The organism is Pseudomonadales bacterium, from assembly GCA_024234165.1.
Lineage (GTDB): Bacteria > Pseudomonadota > Gammaproteobacteria > Pseudomonadales > UBA5518 > UBA5518.
On record JACKOP010000002.1, the window covers coordinates 328,232 to 347,494 of the forward strand.

The window sequence follows — 19,263 nt, forward strand, 5'->3', positions numbered from 1 at the left end:
GGCGGCAGCACTGCTGCGCGCGGCTCTCGCCCCGTTACCCGTTCAGTCGCCGTCATCGATCACGCATCGCGCAGTTCACGGCGCAGGATCTTGCCGACGTTGGACTTCGGCAGTTCGTTGCGGAAGACGAACTCGCGCGGCAGCTTGTAACCGGTCAGCCTTTCGCGGCAGAACTCGCGCAGCTGCTGAGCATCGAGCGACGGATCGCGACGCACCACGAACACGCGCACGGCCTCGCCGGTCCGCGGATCGGGAACACCCACTGCAGCGCATTCCAGTACGCCGGGATGCGCCGATACGACGTCCTCGATCTCGTTCGGGTACACGTTGAATCCGGACACGACGATCATGTCCTTCTTGCGATCGACGATTTTCAGGTAGCCCTCCGCCGTCACGGTCGCCACATCGCCGGTGTGCAACCAGCCGTCGTCGCCGAGAACCTTTGCCGTCTCGTCGGGACGATTCCAGTAGCCGTGCATCACCTGCGGACCACGCACCAGCAGCTCCCCCGGCTGGCCGGCCTCGACTTCGTTGCCAGCCTCGTCGACGATGCGCACCTCCGTCGACGGCACCGCAATCCCGATCGTTCCGGTACGGTTCGCGTGTACCAGATTCAGCGAAATCACCGGCGAGGTTTCGGTCAGACCATAACCCTCGATGATGTCGAGTCCCGTGACGTCCTTCCAGCGCTGCGCCGCATCGAGCGTGAGTGCCATGCCACCCGAGGTCGTGAGCTTGAGAGCAGAAAAGTCCAGCGCGCGGAACCGCTGGTTGTTGCACAGCGCCACGAACAGGGTATTCAGGCCGGCAAAGGCTGTGGGGCGCAGCTTGCGAAACTCGCTGATCAACCCTTCCAGGTCACGCGGGTTTGCGATCAGACAGGTACACGCCCCTCGCACGATCATGCCGAGGCAGCCGTTGAACGCGTAGATGTGATAGAGCGGCAGCGGCAGCAGCAGTGTCTCCTCTCCATCACGGAAACCGCTGGTCGAAAACAGCACGCCGGCCTGCTGCACGTTGTCGACGATGTTGGCGTGGGAAAGCATCGCGCCCTTGGCCACTCCAGTGGTACCGCCGGTGTACTGCAGCATCGCCACATCATCACGGGCCGGTTGCTGCTCGCGGTGCACCTGGCGTGCACCAAGTACCAACGCCCGGCGCAGCGTCACCGCGCCTGGAATCCGGTAAGGCGGTACCATCTTCTTCAGGTAGCGGGCACCCGCGTTCAGCAGCACGCGGCGCGGCAACGGATGCAGATCGCCCACCTCGGTGATCACCACATGGCGGATTCCGGTCTCCGGCAGCACCTTCGCTGCCTGCGCTGCCATATTCGCCATCACGACGAGGGCGCGTGCACCCGAGTCACGGAACTGGTGTGCCAATTCACGCGTCGTGTAGAGAGGATTCGTGTTCACCACGACCAACCCGGCACGCAGTGCACCGAGGGTCGCGACCGGGTGCTGCAGCAGGTTCGGCATCTGGATCGCGATGCGATCACCAGGCTTCAGGTCAGTATGATGTTGCAACCAGGACGCGAATGCAGCCGACAACCGGTCCAGCGCACGGAAGCTCAACGTGTGGCCAAAGCAACTGAGCGCAGGCCTGTCGGCAAAGCGCGCAACCGCTGCGGCGAACAGGGCATTGACGCTGGCATGTTCGGGGGCGCCCATTGATTGCGGCATGCCTGCGGCGTCTCGCGCCCGCTCGATCAACTCCATCGTCCGCATGCTGCTGTCGCGCCTCCGCTGTAGCGTGCCCACTGCACGCGATGACTGTAGCGAACAAGCTTCCTGACTGGCAATCGACGTGCACACGCAGTGATAATCGCCAATCCAGGATCAGGATCGGAGCCCCCCATGTCGACACTGCAGAATTTCACTTACGAGGAACTGTCGATCGGCCAGCGCGCCACCATGACGCGCACCGTGACGGAACAGGACGTGCTGCTGTTCGCCGCGGTCTCGGGTGACGTGAACCCGGTACATCTCGACGAGGAGTTCGCGGCTGGTACCCAGTTCAAGGGACGGATCGCTCACGGCATGTACACGGGCGGGCTGGTGTCGGCTGCACTGGCGATGGAGCTGCCAGGACCCGGCACCGTCTATATCGGACAGGAGCTGCGTTTCGAACGGCCGGTACGCATCGGCGACACGCTGACCGTGGAGCTCACGGTCGCGGAACTGCTGCCCGAAAGGAAGTTCGTGAAAATCCTCACTGCCGTGCTGAACCAGAGCGGCAAGCCGGTGCTGAGCGGCATGGCGACCGTGATGGCACCCACGCAGAAACTCTGCATTCCACGCCCCCCGATCCCCCGCATCACGGTAACGTAGGCGGACACCGCACCCGTAGGTCGGCATTCATGCCGACAGCACCCGTCAAGTTGAAACCCGACCCACGCCGGCGAACCCCGCACCCGTAGGTCGGCATGCATGCCGACAGCCTCCGTCGGGTTGAAACCCGACCCACACCGGCGAACACCGCACCCGCAGGTCGGCATTCATGCCGACAGCCTCCGTCGGGTTGAAACCCGACCCACGCCGGCGAACACCGCACCCGTAGGTCGGCATGCGTGCCGACAGCACCCGTCGAGTTGAAACCCGACCCACACCGGCGAACACCGCGCCCGTAGGTCGGCATTCATGCCGGCAGCACCCGTCGGGTTGAAACCCGACCCACACCGGCGAACACCGCACCCGTAGGTCGGCATTCATGCCGACGACAGCCTCCGTCGGGTTGAAACCCGACCCACGCCGGCGGGCACCGCACCCGTAGGTCGGCATGCATGCCGACGACAGCCTCCGTCGGGTTGAAACCCGACCCACGCCGGCGGGCACCGCACCCGTAGGTCGGCATTCATGCCGACGACAGCACCCGTCGGGTTGAAACCCGACCCACACCGGCGGGCACCGCACCCGTAGGTCGGCATTCATGCCGACAGCCTCCGTCGGGTTGAAACCCGACCCACGCCGGCGAACACCGCGCCCGTAGGTCGGCATGCGTGCCGACAGCACCGTCGGGTTGAAACCCGACCCACGCCGGCAAACACCGCGCCCGTAGGTCGGCATGCATGTCGACAGCACCCGTCGGGTTGAAACCCGACCCACACCAGCGAACACCGCGCCCGTAGGTCGGCATTCATGCCGACGATAGCCTCCGTCGGGTTGAAACCCGACCCACACCGGCGGACACCGCACCCGTAGGTCGGCATTCATGCCGACGATAGCCTCCCGTCGGGTTGAAACCCGACCCACACCGGCGGACACCGCACCCGTAGGTCGGCATTCATGCCGACAGCACCTGTCGGGTTGAAACCCGACCTACGCCGGCGGGCACCGCACCCGTAGGTCGGCATGCATGCCGACAGCACCCGGCGGGTTGAAACCCGACCCACGCCAGCGAACACCGCACCCGTAGGTCGGCATTCATGCCGACAGCACCCGTCAAGTTGAAACCCGACCCACGCCGGCGGGCACCGCACCCGTAGGTCGGCATGCATGCCGACAGCACCCGTCGGGTTGAAACCCGACCCACACCGGCGGACACCGCACCCGTAGGTCGGCATTCATGTCGACAGCACCCGTCGGGTTGAAACCCGACCCACACCAGCGAACCCCGCGCCGGTAGGTCGGCATTCATGCCGACGATAGCCTCCGTCGGGTTGAAACCCGACCCACACCGGCGGACACCGCACCCGTAGGTCGGCATGCATGCCGACAGCACCCGTCGGGTTGAAACCCGACCCACACCGGCGAACACCGCGCCCGTAGGTCGGCATTCATGCCGACGACAGCACCCGTCGGGTTGAAACCCGAACCACGCCGGCAAACACCGCGCCCGTAGGTCGGCATTCATGCCGACAGCACCCGTCGGGTTGAAACCCGAACCTACGTGCGGAACTGGTCGGGATCGAGGAACTGCAATCGCAGGGTCACGGCACCCGTCTCCGGCTTGTCTACGCCGAGCATCATCACGTTGGTCTGCCCATCGTCACCCAGGATTGCCGGCAGATTGAGCAGCAGCGCACCGGTCTCCTCGCTCGAGTAGATGTTCAGCGGCTCCTTGAAGCGGATGCATTGCGACAGCTTGCCCAGCAGTTGCGCGAGCGCCTTGCGAAATACCGTGAACCCCAGCTTGCCACGGAACTCGCCATGATCGAGTGCGACTCGAAACAGCAGGTCGGAACCGTCCTCGAGACGCGCCTCGGCCAGATCGAGCACCGCGCCACCGTGGATACGTGCAAAGTTGCGCTTCGCCTGCACACGTGACGGTGCGATGAAGCCGGCATGAAGCACGTTGAGCGCCCCGGTGAAAAAGCGCTGGGGTTCCATGCTGACGTTCTGGCTATCGCTCATGACCGGTCTGGCGCCTCCGGGATGGGGTGTTCTGCGGGCGCCTAAGGTAGCCGATCCGCTGCAGTGAGGCTACAGATACGGCGTGAACAGCCAGACCGCCGCATCGCGCAGCCGTTGCAGGGCTCCGCGCCGGCGCCACTCCCGGTATCCATAGACACGCGAACGGCTCAGGGTAGCGGCGAAATGCTCCGCCAGTTGGCGACCAAAGCCATGGTCGTAGATCTCCACCGCCAGTTCGAAATTCAGTCGCAGGCTGCGCGGATCCAGGTTCGAAGAACCGATCTGTGCGTAATAGTCGTCGACCAGCAGCAGTTTCGTGTGCTGGAACGGCCCTTCGAAGAATCGCAGTTGCACCCCGGTCTTCAGCAGCTCGCCCAGCGTGTGTGTCGCCGCCCAGGTCATGAACACGAAGTTGTTGTGCGCCGGCAGCACGATCGTCACATCCACGCCGCGCAAGGCCGCCGTCTGCAGCGCCACGGCCAGTTCACGCGGCGGCAGGAAATACGGCGTCATGATCTTGATGCTCCGGCGCGCCGCGTTGATGGCGCCTACCAGCACCCACAGCAGCTTGTCGATGTCTTCGTTCGGACCATCGACGATCACGCGACACTCGGCTTCCTCCGGCAGTGGTGTCGGCTGCAATGGCGACGTCGTGCGCGGCAGTGGATGGCGCGAACTGAACAGCCAGTCGGCGGCGAACACCTCCTCGATCTGGTGCACCACCGGCCCACGCAGGCGGAAATGCATGTCGGTGACCTGCGCTTCCCGGCCATCCGCCGCCATGTGCTTGCTGCGGATGTTCATGCCTCCGGTGAACGCGAGTTCACCGTCGACGACGAGGATCTTGCGGTGATTGCGCAGGTTCAGCGACAGGTTCGGCGGCAGCAGCCGTGGCTGCAGGAAGCGCGCCACCTGCACCCCGCCGCGGCGCAGTGCCGGCGCCACCAGCGGCATCGTATAGAACTGACCGAAACCATCGAGCAGCACGCGAACATCGACTCCACGTGCACGCGCCGCCGTGAGCGCTGCAACGAACTCCCACCCGACGCCACGCGCCTCGAAGATATAGCTTGCAAGCCACACGTAGTGCTGCGCCTCGCCAATGGCGTGCAACATCGCGGGATACGCGTTTTCGCCACACAGCAGGGCTTCGACACTGTTGCCGGTGAGCAGCTCGTTGCCACTGGCCGCGCGCCCCAGCAGCGCCAGGTTGCGGTATTCGGGTGCGATCAGATGCTCTGCGGCGACGTGCTCCAGGACCAGCGGCTGCGCAGGCTCTTCCTCCTCCGGCAGCGCATGCAGTCGCCGCGCACGGGTGCGGATGCGATTGTTGCCGAACAGCGCGTACACGATTGCACCAAGCACCGGAAAGAACATGCACACCGCAATCCAGACCGCGGCACTGCGTGAGTCGCGCTTGGTGAGCAGTGCATGCGTTGCCGCGCCTACCGAGATCACGAATCCTCCCGCTGCGAATGCGAGCTTGATTGCCAGCTCGAAGTCGATCAGCAACGGATGCATGCAGCTCTCCAGCGGGGCGCGATCGCGGGATCATAGAATATGGTCGAGATGAACTGCCATAATCGCGCCAGTCCAGGCCACATTCACCCTCCAGCCAACCCGCATCCCTGCGAAAAGGACTCTGACCATGTTTGCAACACGCTCGCTCGAAGGCAGGACCGCACTGGTCACGGCTGGTGCAGCAGCCATTTCCATTGCCGCAACGAAGTTGCTGGTGCGCGACGGCGCATCCGTCGTACTGATGGGACGCCGCCAGGAGGCACTCGAAGCAGCGCGCGAGGAAATCCTCGCCGAACACGAAGGCCGCGTGGAGCTGTACCCGGGCGATGCCTGCAAGGAATCCGATGTGATCGCGGCCCTGCGCAAGACGCATGATCTCGGTGACCGGCTGGATATCGTGGTCAGCGCAGTCGGTGGCAGCGGCTTCAAGCCGATCCTGCTGATCGAGGAAGAAGACCTGATCACCGATTACAGACTCAACGTCGTCAGCGCGATCCTGGCAACAAAGCACGCCGTTCGGCTGATGAAGCCGGGCGGCAGCATCGTGTGCATCTCTTCCAACGCCGCAAAGCTGAGCTATGCGTACCTGTCTTCCTACAACACGTCCAAGGCCGGGCTCGAAGGATTCGTGCGCGTTGCCGCCGATGAACTGGGGTCGCGCGGAATCCGCGTCAACGCCGTGCGTCCGGGGATGACCCGCAGCGCCGGTACCAACGGCATGTTCGACATCCCGGCCGTGGTCCAGGGCATCCTCGAGCAGGTGCCGCTCGGCAGACTGGGCGAACCGGAAGACATCGCACCTGCCATCCGCTTCCTGGCAGGGTCCGAATCCGCCTGGATGACCGGACAGAGCTTTGCGGTGGATGGCGGCAACGAACTGCGACGCAATCCGGCGCTCTCGGATATGGTCTCGCAGATATTCGGGCCGGAATTCGTCTGATCCGATCGGACCCGGAGCTGATCCAAGGTGAATGACGAGGCCGGATCGACCGCATCGACCGGACCCGCAGAACCCGACTGGCTGCCCGACGGCACCCCCTGGTCGCGCGAATTCGGCGACGTCTACTACAGCCGTGACGACGGCTGCGCCGAGGCGCGCCACGTGTTTCTCGCGCACAACGCGCTGGAGAGTCGCTGGCGTTCGTTGCCCGACCATGCGGGCAGCGTGTTCGTGATCAACGAGACCGGCTTCGGTACCGGGCTGAATTTCCTGCTCGCCTGGCAGTTGTGGGAGCGCATCGCACCCGCGGCAGCGCGGCTGGTTTTCCGTAGTCTGGATGCGTATCCGCTGTCACGCGAGGCGATCCGCCGCGCAAACGCGCGCTGGCCGGAGCTGGCACGATTCAGCGAAGAACTCGTCACGGCGTGGCCGCCGCTGCTCGAGGGGCTGCACACGCTGGATCTCGCCGGCGGGCGCGTGCGCCTGCAGCTCCATATCGGCGACGTCACACCGGCGCTCGACGACTACGGTGCAAGCCAGCATCCCGAACTGGCGGTACCGGCCGATGCCTGGTTTCTCGATGGCTTTGCACCCGCACGCAATCCAGCGATGTGGACGCCGGCAGTCCTGCGCCGTGTTGCTGCGCTGAGTCGCCCCGGGACCACGCTGGCGACCTTCACCGCAGCCAGTGCCGTGCGTACGGCGCTCACGGCTGCAGGCTTTGCGATCGAACGCGTGAGCGGATTCGGCCGCAAGCGCGAGATGCTCGCGGGGTGCTTCGAAGGCGCCGCGTGCACGCTGCTCGAAGCGCTCGAGGAAACTCCGTGGCAATTGTGCGCAACCCCCGCACCGCGCCCTCGCAAGGCGATCGTGATCGGTTCAGGCATTGCCGGTGCCTGCTGCGCGAACGCGCTGGCGCGCCGTGGCGTGCGGGTGACGGTGATCGAGACTGCCGAGGCGCCACTCGCCAGCGCACCAGCCAGCCCGCAGGGCATCCTGTTCACCCAGTTGCCGGTCAGCGACACGCCGCACGGCGCATTCACGCTGCACAGTTACCTGCATGCCTTGCGTTTCTACGCCGCCCTGTTCGGCGCCGAGGGCAACGAGTACGCACGCTGCGGTCTGCTGCAACTGCGCAGCGACGAGGACAGCGAATTCGTGTCTCTGCGCGAACGCTACGCCGCTCTTCCCGAGCTGGCGCATTTCGTCGACGCCCGCGAAGCCTCTGCGATCGCCGGCATCGTGCTGAAGCAGCAGGCGATCCACCTCCCCGGCAGCGGCTGGCTGGTGCCGCAGGCAGCGCGCGCACGGCTGCTCGACCACCCGCTGATCGAAACACGCTTCGGCTGCCGGGCGATGCACCTCGGCAATGCGCAGGGGCACTGGAGCGTCGCACTCGATCACGGCGAAACGGTCGATGCTCCTGTCGTGATCGTCGCCACCGCAAGCGCAGCCAATGCGCTGCTTGGAGCGAACCCCCTGCCGATCGTGGCGCTGCGTGGCCAGATCACGCTGATCCCGCGTGCGCTGGTCGGTGCCACGCCACGCTGTGTGGTCTGTGCCAGTGGCTACGTGGCACCAGCGCGCGGTGAATGGCTGTGCTGCGGCGCCAGCTATGTGCGCGGTGCGGGCGACTACCAGCCAACCCAGGCAGAAAACGCCGACAACCTCGAACGCGCACACGAGATCCTGGCGCACATCGACCTCGCGAAAATCCCGCAGGAAGCACTGCAGGCGGGTGTCGGGTATCGCAGCAGCACGCCGGACCGACTGCCGATCGCGGGAGCAGTGGCGGATGCGGCGGCGTTCCGTCGCGAGTTCGCCGCACTGCGCCACAACGCACGCCGTCCGATCGACCACACCGGCAGTTATCTGCCGGGTCTGTACGTCAGCACCGGCCATGGCTCGCGCGGACTGACCAGCGCGCCGCTGTGCGCCGATGCGATCAGCGCCTCGATCTGCGGCGAGCCCTCTCCGCTGCCGCAGCGCCTGCAACGCACGATTTCACCAGCACGCTTCCTGATCCGCGACATCATCAAGGGGCGTGGCGCATGAAACGCCCCCTGCTCGCTGCACTAGGTGTCGTCGTGCTTGGCGTCGTGCTGCCGCAAGCCGGCTGCGCACGCCCGACTCCCGAAAGGCTCCTGCCAACCCTGCCGACAAACCCTTATGCCATCGTGAAACGTATGTCCCACGATCGCACGCTGTTCACGCAGGGACTGCTGATCGATCGCGGCAAGCTCATCGAGAGCGGCGGCAATTACGGCGAATCGCGCCTGCTGCTGCGCACGCTCGCGGATCCGCGCCCATTGCGCACGCACAGACTCCCGGTGCGCTGGTTCGCCGAGGGCATCGCCGTGCACGACGGCAAGCTCCATCTGCTGACCTGGCGCGAAGGCGTCATGCAGCGCTTTTCATTGCCGGAACTCGAACCGGAGCAACGCTTCGACTACCGGGGCGAAGGCTGGGGACTCGCCAGCGACGGCACCCACCTGATCCAGAGCGATGGCAGCGCGACGCTGCGCTGGCGCAGCCCCGCCGAGTTCTCCGAGTGGCGCCGCCTGACCGTGCGTGTGGGCAAACAACCGCTGGAACGCCTCAACGAACTCGAGTGGGTGAACGGCTGGCTGCTCGCCAACGTGTGGCTGACCGACAGCGTGGTCGCCATCGATCCGCGCAACGGCTGCGCACGCTGGCGACTCGAACTCGGCGAGCTGCTCGATGCCAGCGAACGCCGCAGCACCGATGTACTGAACGGCATCGCGTGGGACGCAGACACCGGGCTGCTGTGGGTCACCGGCAAGCTGTGGCCGTGGCTGTTCGCGTTGCGTATCGAGCCTCCGCCGCTGCCAACGCAGACCGCACCCGGCGGTTCATGCACATAGGCCCTGCCGCCGGAATGTGATGTCGCGCCTCACTGCGGCGGCATCCGGGCGATACCTGCCGCGACGAGCGTCGAGAGATCCGGCTCGCAGAAGCTCTCCGCGGTGGCATCGAGTTCTGCGACGCTGCGGGGAAAGGCGAACAGACAGCGATCGCTCGACGCGTATCCCATGAGCCGCGCAGTGTTCTTGGCGATCAGCTTGAATACGCGTATGGCCGTACGGTTGGGGTCACGATCCACGCGACCATCCCCGGCGAGCTGCTGCAGCCTCGCCAGCGAAACGATCGAGAGATGAAACGGCGTACCCGCGTCTCCCGCACTGGCGGCAAAGTTGAAACGGGCGGGTTCGAGTCGCATGTCCTCGGAGATCACCACGACGTGCACGGCGTTCCTGTCGCGCTGCCAGTCGATACCGCCGATCAGCGCGCCGAGCAGCGGGTTGGCGTCCATGATGCCGAAGCGTGGTCGAAAGCGTTCCAGGTCCATCCGTACCGGACTCGCCGTGATCGGCGGCGCGAGGTTGCGTTGCAGCAGCGCCACCAGTCGCTCCACGAAACGCTGGTCGCTGATTTCGTCATGGATATGCAGGATCACGGCCGCCGGGCGCAGAATCGGGCCAGGTACGGACTCGGTTGCCAGACTCGTACCGGCAATCGGGAGCAAAAGCAACACGGCGCCCACAAGCCAGCGATACCTGGGTCGCCCCGACTTTTTTTCAATCATAATCCGTGCTCCCCGGCCACCTGCTGGCAACGGTTGCCATATGCACCCCATCTACGCTTTTGATTTCGTACTCGGCCGCACCGAACTCCTGCTGCAGGATCCAGATCCGGCAGCCGATGTACGCTGGGCGGCGGACGAGACTCCGGAAGCCTGCATTTCCCTGGCAAGGCAGGTACACGATATCGCCGATAGATTGATGCAAAGCCTTGCCAATCTGCAACGACGCCCCGTTGACACCGCAGACCTGCCGGCGATGCTCGGCAACGCCCCCGATCCCGAGGCTGCCATCAGACGCCTGCATCGGTTCGTGCAACTGCAGGGCACGTGGGAGTGCGGATGGATCCTGATCGCCGTCTACGACAACCTGGTCGAGGTCGAGCTCGCAGTCGATAGCGAGCAGCCATGCACCGCCGGCCTGGACGAAACCCTGGCGCGGCTGCTGGCTCGACTTGAAGCGGCGACGCAGCTCCACTTCCTCGATCAGGAAGGACACCGGGAGCTCGATCCGGTATCCGCAACCTCGCTGCTGCTGACGCGACATCACAAGGGACTCGAGGCGACCCGACGGGCTGCACGCCGCTCACGATGGCTGCGTATCCTCGGCGTGCCGAGCGCGATCCTGATGACCATCGTACTGGGCTTCTTCGCGTTCCTGGTCGTGCAAGCCGCCATTGAGCACGGCGACCTCGTGCTGCGCACCGACGCCGCCAGTGAGGCGACCTTCGTCACAACCGCTCTGTTACCGCCAGCGCACGCGTATGGCATCCGGGCCGCCTACACCCTGGAGGGGAGAATCCAGGAGACCAGCGAGCACGTCCGTCTTGCGGTGTCACGCGATACGTACATTCGTGCGGCTCCTGGCGCCCGCTACACGGTGTTGCGCACCAGTGACCCGTCAACGCCGCTGATACCCCACGCGACCTACGACCCCACCGAAGCGATCCTGCGCGTCGGCGATCATGGGGTGGCCTGGTTCGCACTCCTCGCTCTGGTTCCCGTCGCGCTGTGGGGCGGGCTCGTCGCGTACCCGTGGTTGCGGGCTCGTGGTGATGCCCGTGAAGAGATGAAGAAGCAGATGTCGAGGAACCTGCTGTCAGCCATCAAACTGATACTGCTGGCAGGGATCGTAGTGTTCATTCGGCTGTTTGTGTGACCGTCCGGAACGATCCGAACGCGTCGGCACCGTCCGTGTCCTCCATATCGGCCATGGAGGCATCGAAGATGGCGTAGCGGTTCTTGCCACCGGACTTGGCCTCGTAAAGTGCGCTGTCGGCACGACGGTACAGCAGGTCAAAGCCTCCTTCCCCGGCCTGCACCACGGCCACACCCACGGACACCTCGAACGGCGCAGCACCGCTTGCTGTCGTCGCACGCACCTCATCCAGCAGGCGGGAGGCGATCCGCTTCGCCGCATCCTGGTCGCAGTCCGGCACGAACAGCAGGAACTCGTCGCCACCCAGGCGCACCGGTACGGCTCCGGCATGCAACGGCATGCGCAATACCTCCGCCAGCCGTGCGATGACGGAGTCGCCTTTGGCGTGCCCATAGGTGTCGTTGATCTGCTTGAAGTGATCGATATCGACCAGCAGCGCAGCATGGAATCTGTCATGCCCGGTCGCACCACCTTCCATGACCGAACGGATGGCCGTATCGGCGCCGCGCCGGTTCAGGAGCCCGCTGAGCGAATCATTCATGGACGATTCGTAATGGCGACGCAATTCCGCTTGCTGCAGGAAGTGATGGCGGGCATAAACCCAGCCCAGCACCAGGGACAGCAGCAGCGCGCCAAAGAGGCTGGCGAGTTCAATGCGCCGGAAGCGCGCCTCTTCGGCAAGGAAATACTCGAGGTCGAAATCCACGCCGACGAAACCCGACACCTGCCCGGTCGAGTCGCGAATCGGTGCGTGGCCGGTCAGGAAATAGCCGTAGTCATCGTGCTGATACTGCGGATTCACATAGGTCAGACCGGCGGCCAGTTCAACCAGCCAGTCGCTCTCGTACTCCTCGCGCAGCTGAAAGGGCTCGAGATAGCGCGACATGCGCAGACCCCGTTCGGCGGCAAGGAGCGGATCCTGGGCCGTATCGAGCACGAAGAACGCCCTGTCATCATGCATGCCCATCGTGTACACGTAGCGGGCTTCCGGCCAGGCGCGATGCAGGCGCAGCAACGGCGCCCTGGCGGCGTCCAGTTCCTCGGCTGTGCCATGGCCTTCGATCAGGTGCCGATGTGCATCGCCATCCACCACCGACGCAGCAACCCGCGCCTCTTCGCCCACGTGGCTGCGCAGCACTTCCAGCCGCGCCTGACGGGACAGCGTCTGTGGAATGAGTACCAGCGCCAGCATCAGCACCGCGATCAATACCGTGCTGCCCAGCAGCACATGGGGCTGGACCCCCCAGCCTCTTTCCTTGTCCTGACGCAAGGAATCAGACTCCGCCGGACGTCGCGGGACGCAGGCGCAGCGGCTTCGAGTCGATCACGGTTCTTGCTTCCTTATGTTCGTTCAGCGTCCTGCGGCGTGCATGGTCTCGCCGATCTCCGGTTCGGACCCGCGCGACCCTGGCGAATAATAGCGTTCTTTCGGCATTTCATCAGGCCGGTGGCGCTCGCGAGCCCGGTGTCACGCAAGGACAACGTGAAAGCCGTCACCAATCGACGGCATTCCTCCTCCCGGCTTCCGCGCGCCCCCCCCCCAATCGAGGCACAGGGAACCGTTGAAGCCGGCAGTCAGCGTGAATCGGGCGAGCGGCATGGCGCCCAGGCGCAGCGAGGATGCAAGCGGCATCGCGCAATCACACACCGAAACTCGCCTTAACACACCTGCCATCCCCGGGCTAGAATCCGCCGCGCGCATCATCCCTCCGGGGTTGAAACGCGACGATCACGATCCATCCCCGCAGCAACTCCGAGCACTTCATGAGCAGTACCCAGACACGCCCTGCCCCAGGCCTTGCACCGGCTACGGCCCACCCTGCCTTCGAATGGGTCCGCAGCGAGCCGATCGCCACACTCGGGGTCGTCGTCGAGGAATACCGCCATCGGACGACCGGTGCGCAGCACTATCACATCGCGAGCGACAACCCGGAAAACGTGTTCCTGGTCGCACTGCGCACGGTGCCGCGGGATTCGACCGGTGTGGCGCATATCCTCGAGCACACCGCACTTTGCGGCAGCGAGAAATACCCCGTGCGCGACCCGTTCTTCATGATGACGCGCCGTTCGCTGAACACCTTCATGAACGCCTTCACCAGCAGCGACTGGACCGCGTATCCGTTCGCGAGCCAGAACCGCAAGGATTTCTTCAACCTGCTCGATGTGTACCTGGATTCGGTGTTCTTCGCCCGTCTCGACCCGTACGACTTCGCGCAGGAAGGCCACCGCCTGGAGTTCGCCACGCCGTCCGATCCGTCGACGCCACTGCAGTTCAAGGGTGTGGTCTTCAATGAAATGAAGGGCGCCATGAGCGCGATCTCGAGCCTGCTGTGGCAAACCCTGACGAAGTACCTGTTCCCCAGCACCACCTACCACTACAACTCCGGTGGTGATCCCGAATACATTCCGGACCTCGGCTACGAGCAGTTGTGCGAGTTCTACCGCACGCATTACCACCCGAGCAACGCCGTCTTCATGAGCTACGGCGACATCGCCGCCGCGGAACTGCAGCAGCGTTTTGAATCGCAGGCGCTCGCGCGTTTCGAGCCGTTGCCTCTCGAGATCGCCGTCGCGGACGAAAAGCGCTACCACGCACCGCTCGGCGTGGAGGAAGCCTATGCGTGGGAAGAGGAAGGTGATGCGGACTGCAAGAGCCATGTGGTACTCGGCTGGCTGCTCGGCAAGTCGACCAGCCTCGAGGATCTGCTGAAGGCACATCTGCTGAACGGCATTCTGCTCGACAACAGTTCCTCGCCATTGCAACTCGCGCTCGAGACCAGCGAACTCGGCAGCGCACCGTCGCCACTGTGCGGACTCGAGGACTCGAACCGCGAGATCGTGTTCAGCTGCGGTCTCGAAGGCTGCGACACCGGCAGTGCAACGGCCGTGGAAGAACTGGTACTGCATACGCTGCAGCACATCGCCGAAAACGGCGTTCCGGTGGAACAGGTTCGAGCCGTACTGCATCAGCTCGAACTGCACCAGCGCGAAATCGGCGGCGACGGTTACCCGTTCGGGCTGCAACTGCTGCTGATGGCGATCAGCGGCGCCGTACACCGCGGCGATCCGGTTGCGGTGCTGAACATCGAGCCGGTGCTGCAGAAGCTGGCCGAGGACATCGAGGATCCCGGATTCGTGAAACGCCTGGTCCGCGAGCTGCTGCTCGACAACCCGCACCGGGTACGCCTCGCGATGCATCCGGACAGCATGCTCGCCGAACGCAGGCGCGTAGCGGAGGAACAGCGTCTGGCAGCGATCCGCACGGCGCTCGACGAAGAGGACTGCGCACGTATCGTCGCAACGGCAGCCACGCTCGTCGAACGGCAGAACAGCAAACCCGACGACTCCTGCCTGCCGCGCGTGACGATTGCCGATGTGCCGCTGGAGGTAGCGGAAATCACTGCGCGCCAACTGCCATCGACGACGCAGCCGCTGACCGCGTACACGCGTGGCACCAACGGCATCGTGTACCAGCAGGTCGTGGTGGACCTGCCGCAACTCGCCCCCGAACTCGAGGAGCTGCTGCCCTACTACGCCAACTTCCTCAGCGAGATCGGCAGCGCCGGTCGTGATTACCTGCAGACGCAGGCGTTGCAGGCCGCGGTGAGTGGCGGCGTGAGCGCCGGCACCACGATCCGCGGTGCGATCGACGACGCGCAGCGCACACGCGGCGTGCTGGTGGTCTCCTCGAAGGCACTGGCGCGCAACGCCTCCTCGATGTTCGCGCTGCTGCACGAGACGCTGCTGGCACCGCGTTTCGACGAACTGCAGCGCCTGCGCGAACTGCTGAGCCAGATGCGTGCGCGGCGTGACCAGTCGATCACTGGCAGCGGCCACAGCCTCGCGATGGCAGCAGCGTCGAGCCGCATGAGCCCGGCCGCGCTGCTGTCGCACAACCTGTCGGGACTGGAGGGCATCCGGCGCACACGTGCACTGGAAAAGGCGCTGCAGTCGGACGAGGAGTTGCAGCAGTTCGCGGCACGGCTGGGGCAATTGCACGAGGCGATCGCAACCGCTCCACGCCAACTGCTGCTGGTCGCCGACCCCGCACACGAGGACGATGCGACGCAGGCACTGGCGGACTGCTGGCGCACCACGCCTGCCGCTGCAATCGGCACCTGCTTCGCTCCGCCTGCCATACGCGAGGGTGCGCACCAGATCTGGCAGACCAGCACGCAGGTGAATTTCTGTGCCAAGGCCTATCCGACGGTGCCGACCTCGCATCCCGACGCGGCAGCGTTGACGGTGCTCGCCGGGTTCCTGCGCAACGGCTTCCTGCATCGCGCGATTCGCGAACAGGGCGGAGCCTACGGCGGTGGCGCCTCGCACGACGCCGGCATCGCCGCGTTCCGCTTCTACTCGTACCGTGATCCGCGCCACGCCGCCACGCTGGCGGACTTCGATGCCGCACTCGACTGGCTGCACGGCACCCGGCACGAATGGCAGCAGGTCGAGGAAGCGATCCTCGGCGTGATTGCCTCGCTCGACAAACCCGGCTCACCAGCCGGTGAGGCGAAGAAGCATTTTCACGAGAACCTGTTCGGGCGCACGCCCGAGCAACGACGCGAATTCCGCGCACGCGTACTCGCGGTCGGCCTCGATGATCTGCTGCGCGTCGCGGCGACCTGGCTCGATCCGACACGTGCCAGTGTCGCCGTGATCACGAACCCGGGCGGGGCAGCGGAGTTGCGCGCACTCGACGCGTTCGCCAATACATCGATGCATGTTCTATGAACGGGCGCGCGTTGCCGGGATTCGCACGGCGCGTTCTACGTCGCTGACATCAATGCCACCAGCGGCGGTGTCGTCGCCAGCTGGAAGGCCAGCGTACAAGCACAGACGCGGCGGCGTTGAGCCATGCCGCGGAAAGTGCCGTTCTCGATCGCCTTCGATCTGCCGTTCGAGGAGGCCATCGAAGCAGCCCGCGCGCGCAAGTCTGTTCTGCCGGATGCGTACTACCACCAGCTGCCCGCCGAGGCGCGCAGGCTTGCCTTCACTGTTTCCGGACTGACTGCGCTCGACCAGGTACAGGGCGTATTGGACCGCATGGGGAAGCACATCGAGGACGGCGGCACTTTCGCCGACTTCAAGCGCTGGGCGGCATCGCAGCCGTGGGAGCTGCCGAAGCATCGGCTCGAGACCATTTTTCGCAATGCCGTGCAAACCGCTTACGGCGCGGGGCACTGGCGGCGCTTCGAGGAGACGAAGGACGATCAGCCGTACCTGATGTATGACGCGGTGAATGATTCCCGCACGCGCCCGGCGCACCGTGCGCTCGATGGCATCATCCGCCCGGTCGATGATCCGTTCTGGCTCACGCACAGCCCGCCGATGGGCCATAACTGCCGCTGCACGCTGATCCAGCTCGATGCCGAGCAGGCCGAGATCCGTTCGCGCAACGGGCGCGGACTGAACCAGCCCGAAACGCCCGAGATGCGCGCCGATGACGACGGGTGGGGCAGAAAGCCGATGCAGTGGGATGAGACGCTGCGAAACATCATCCGTGAACGTCAGTCTGCGTGCCTGCCAGGACCGTTCGGCTTTGGCAGAAAGAAGCGCGATCCACATGCCAATATCGATTGTTCGCCGACCGGTGCAACACTGTTGGGCATGCTCGACGCGCTGCCCGATCAGAACCTGCCCATGCCTCGACCGCAACAAGGAACGTTGCCCTTGCTGCCTGCCGGACAAAGCGATCGGTTCTATCTCGGCGAGTTCATGAAACAGTTTGGCGCAGAGTGGAACGAGAAGGTTTTTTCGAGTGACATTGAGGACGCACCGTTACCGTTCTTGCGACGTGAAATCTCTGCCTCGTTGTTCATGAACCACAACCCCGTGCGGGACGGAGCGAAGTCAAAAGCCAACAAACGAGGACGCGGACCGTATGCGCTGTATTTCGCAGAGACAGTCAAGAATCCAGACGAAATCCGTTTGGTTGCTCACGACGAAGGCCCCGCGCGTTTATATTTTCTCTCGCGCCAAGTGCTGCACGACAAGGTATTGCATGCGATTGCGGTGTTTCGGCAGATGTCGGGAGCGTGGGTTGGTTGGTCGGTATATCAGACCTACGATGCGAAATACTTCAAGTCGAAGCATGAGGGACTGGTGATTTATCGACGACCGCAAATGTGAAAGGCGTGTAGCCGTCCACGCCTCCCCCAGTCGGTTCCTGCTGACGCGTACGCATTTCTGCGCATTCCGGCTGGCTTCGTCGGCCGACTGTTACAGGTTGAGTCTAGCCTCTTGTGCGCAGTCCGATCAACCATGCCACCGCGCGATCTGGTCTTGACGGCGTCGAGGCATAGGCGGGTTTCGTTTATCGGGAATATCCACTCGGAATGTTTCGTATACCGCACGGCGGCTGTGCCGGCACAGTGAAACCCTTCATGCATACGCACGTCCACGAATGCGATTCCATGTGCTCATGGAAACCGCATTCTTCACCTTCACGCCCACCGTCGCTGAACGCGACGAGGCGGGCCTGCCGCGTCGCTTCGAGGGCGTGGCCTACTCGGGCGGCGTGATTCCCGGCTACGGCTGGCACGGTGATGCCGCCATCGACCTCTCGACGATGGAGCTCCCGCAAGGACAGGTCTTCGCCCTGGTCGATCACGATCCGGGCAAGCGTGCCGGAAAGCTCAGTGCGCGTCTCGCGGGAAACCAGGTGCTGGTGTCCGGTGAGTTCTTCACCGCGTCGGATGCCGGCAAGGAAGTCGCCGCGCTGTTTGCCGAGGGCGCGCCGTGGCAGATGTCCGTCGGCATCCAGGGGAAGGTGGAAAACGGCGACCGGCGCAGCATCGAGCTGAACGGGCGCGCTCTTTCCGTCGACACCATTTTCCGCAACGCGAAGCTGCGCGAAGTGTCTTTCGTGCCTGTCGGCGCTGACCCGAATACGTCCGTTGCCGCGTTCGCGCGACGACACACCGATCATCAACCGGAGGAGCCAACCATGGCAGACCTTGATCAACTCAAGGCTCGCATCGCCGAGCTGGAGGCGCAGCTTGGCGCGAAAGACGCCGAGGCAAGCAACACGGCTGCCGAGCTGGCGGCGCTGCGTCAGTTCAAGGCCGATGCTCGCAAGCGCGACATCGAGCGCCTGCAAGACGACCTCGCGCTGGATCTCACCGCAGCGCAGGAAGTGACGCAGACGGGCAACTTCAAGAACGTCACCAGCAGAGCCTCGGGTTGACTCATGGAACCGCAGCGGGCGGCAAGGTGCTCGTCTTCATGCCGAATGTTCAACTGCTGAATCCGTCGACCTGGCAACGGCGATTGCAGTGGGCGGCGATGACCTGGTGCGAGCAGTGGCGATTGCCACCGATCAGACCGAAGACTGGCTCGGCGAGCTGCTGCCCGATGAGTTTCTCCCGCTGGTGACGGCGGTTGTCGAGGTCAACGCGGATTTTTTCGTCCGGCGGGTACTGCCCGCGCTGAACGCGGCGACGGAGACGACGCTGGCGACACTTGGGATGACGCCTTTGCCGAGCTCCTCGCCAACGGCCACGGCTGGCCCGGAGTCCTCGACTACACCATAGCGCAGGTCACGGCGCACCTGGCCGCGATCCGGCGCCGAGAGGCCGAGCGGGCGGCGATCACGCTGCAGGCCACGCGGTTCGCGGTGTGGGGCGAGGCGCAGGACGTAAGCAAGTTCCTTGCCCAGCTGACGGGGTGCGGCGAAGAGTGTGCCGAT

14 protein-coding genes are annotated in these 19,263 nt (G+C 64.6%); 9 read left to right on the top strand and 5 right to left on the bottom strand.

Features of this window, described 5'->3' with window-relative positions:
• Nucleotides 1-59: 59 nt before the first annotated feature.
• Nucleotides 60-1,718 carry an AMP-binding protein gene (locus tag H7A12_07205; GenBank protein MCP5320597.1) on the bottom strand — a complete coding sequence of 553 codons (1,659 nt, stop codon included), beginning with the start codon at nt 1,716-1,718 and terminating at the stop codon, nt 60-62.
• Between the two features lie 138 nt (nt 1,719-1,856).
• Between H7A12_07205 and H7A12_07210 the strand changes: the two genes are divergently transcribed.
• On the top strand, nt 1,857-2,330 hold the full coding sequence (locus H7A12_07210) for a MaoC family dehydratase N-terminal domain-containing protein (protein ID MCP5320598.1): 474 nt from the start codon (nt 1,857-1,859) through the stop codon (nt 2,328-2,330).
• A 1,554-nt stretch (nt 2,331-3,884) separates the two neighbouring features.
• Here the strand turns inward: H7A12_07210 and H7A12_07215 are convergent.
• Nucleotides 3,885-4,352 (bottom strand): hypothetical protein, encoded by a 468-nt coding sequence (locus tag H7A12_07215; protein ID MCP5320599.1) that lies wholly within the window; start codon nt 4,350-4,352, stop codon nt 3,885-3,887.
• 69 nt (nt 4,353-4,421) lie between these two features.
• Complete coding sequence (cls, locus tag H7A12_07220; GenBank protein MCP5320600.1) at nt 4,422-5,873, bottom strand: cardiolipin synthase; 1,452 nt, start codon at nt 5,871-5,873, stop codon at nt 4,422-4,424.
• Between the two features lie 127 nt (nt 5,874-6,000).
• Here cls and H7A12_07225 point away from each other — a divergent pair, with 127 nt between their 5' ends.
• The 3 genes from H7A12_07225 to H7A12_07235 are packed head-to-tail and all read left to right on the top strand — an operon-like array spanning nt 6,001 to nt 9,698.
• The gene (locus H7A12_07225; GenBank protein ID MCP5320601.1) at nt 6,001-6,813 is read left to right on the top strand and encodes an SDR family oxidoreductase; all 813 of its coding nucleotides are present in this window, start codon (nt 6,001-6,003) and stop codon (nt 6,811-6,813) included.
• A gap of 27 nt (nt 6,814-6,840) precedes the next feature.
• A complete protein-coding gene (mnmC, locus tag H7A12_07230) occupies nt 6,841-8,868 on the top strand; it encodes a bifunctional tRNA (5-methylaminomethyl-2-thiouridine)(34)-methyltransferase MnmD/FAD-dependent 5-carboxymethylaminomethyl-2-thiouridine(34) oxidoreductase MnmC (protein ID MCP5320602.1) in 2,028 nt (675 codons plus the stop codon).
• On the top strand, nt 8,865-9,698 hold the full coding sequence (locus tag H7A12_07235; GenBank protein MCP5320603.1) for a glutaminyl-peptide cyclotransferase: 834 nt from the start codon (nt 8,865-8,867) through the stop codon (nt 9,696-9,698). Before mnmC ends, H7A12_07235 begins: the two co-directional genes overlap by 4 nt.
• A 29-nt stretch (nt 9,699-9,727) precedes the next feature.
• Here H7A12_07235 and H7A12_07240 read toward each other — a convergent pair whose 3' ends face one another.
• Nucleotides 9,728-10,291 (bottom strand): hypothetical protein, encoded by a 564-nt coding sequence (locus tag H7A12_07240; GenBank protein ID MCP5320604.1) that lies wholly within the window; start codon nt 10,289-10,291, stop codon nt 9,728-9,730.
• A 169-nt stretch (nt 10,292-10,460) separates the two neighbouring features.
• On the opposite strand from H7A12_07240, the gene H7A12_07245 reads away from it, so the two are divergent.
• Nucleotides 10,461-11,573, top strand: a complete 1,113-nt coding sequence (locus H7A12_07245; protein ID MCP5320605.1) for a hypothetical protein — start codon at nt 10,461-10,463, stop codon at nt 11,571-11,573.
• Here the strand turns inward: H7A12_07245 and H7A12_07250 are convergent.
• Nucleotides 11,554-12,843, bottom strand: coding sequence for a GGDEF domain-containing protein (locus tag H7A12_07250; GenBank protein MCP5320606.1), 1,290 nt, complete (start codon nt 12,841-12,843; stop codon nt 11,554-11,556). The genes H7A12_07245 and H7A12_07250 overlap by 20 nt on opposite strands.
• A 494-nt stretch (nt 12,844-13,337) precedes the next feature.
• On the opposite strand from H7A12_07250, the gene H7A12_07255 reads away from it, so the two are divergent.
• The 4 genes from H7A12_07255 to H7A12_07270 all read left to right on the top strand — a co-directional run bounded on the left by H7A12_07255 (nt 13,338) and on the right by H7A12_07270 (nt 19,108).
• Nucleotides 13,338-16,307: an insulinase family protein gene (locus H7A12_07255; protein MCP5320607.1), complete on the top strand. Its 2,970-nt coding sequence runs from the start codon at nt 13,338-13,340 to the stop codon at nt 16,305-16,307.
• Nucleotides 16,308-16,430: 123 nt separating this feature from the next.
• A complete protein-coding gene (locus H7A12_07260; GenBank protein MCP5320608.1) occupies nt 16,431-17,705 on the top strand; it encodes a minor capsid protein in 1,275 nt (424 codons plus the stop codon).
• Between the two features lie 292 nt (nt 17,706-17,997).
• Nucleotides 17,998-18,762, top strand: coding sequence for a hypothetical protein (locus tag H7A12_07265; protein MCP5320609.1), 765 nt, complete (start codon nt 17,998-18,000; stop codon nt 18,760-18,762).
• A gap of 88 nt (nt 18,763-18,850) precedes the next feature.
• A complete protein-coding gene (locus H7A12_07270; protein MCP5320610.1) occupies nt 18,851-19,108 on the top strand; it encodes a hypothetical protein in 258 nt (85 codons plus the stop codon).
• Nucleotides 19,109-19,263: the final 155 nt, after the last annotated feature.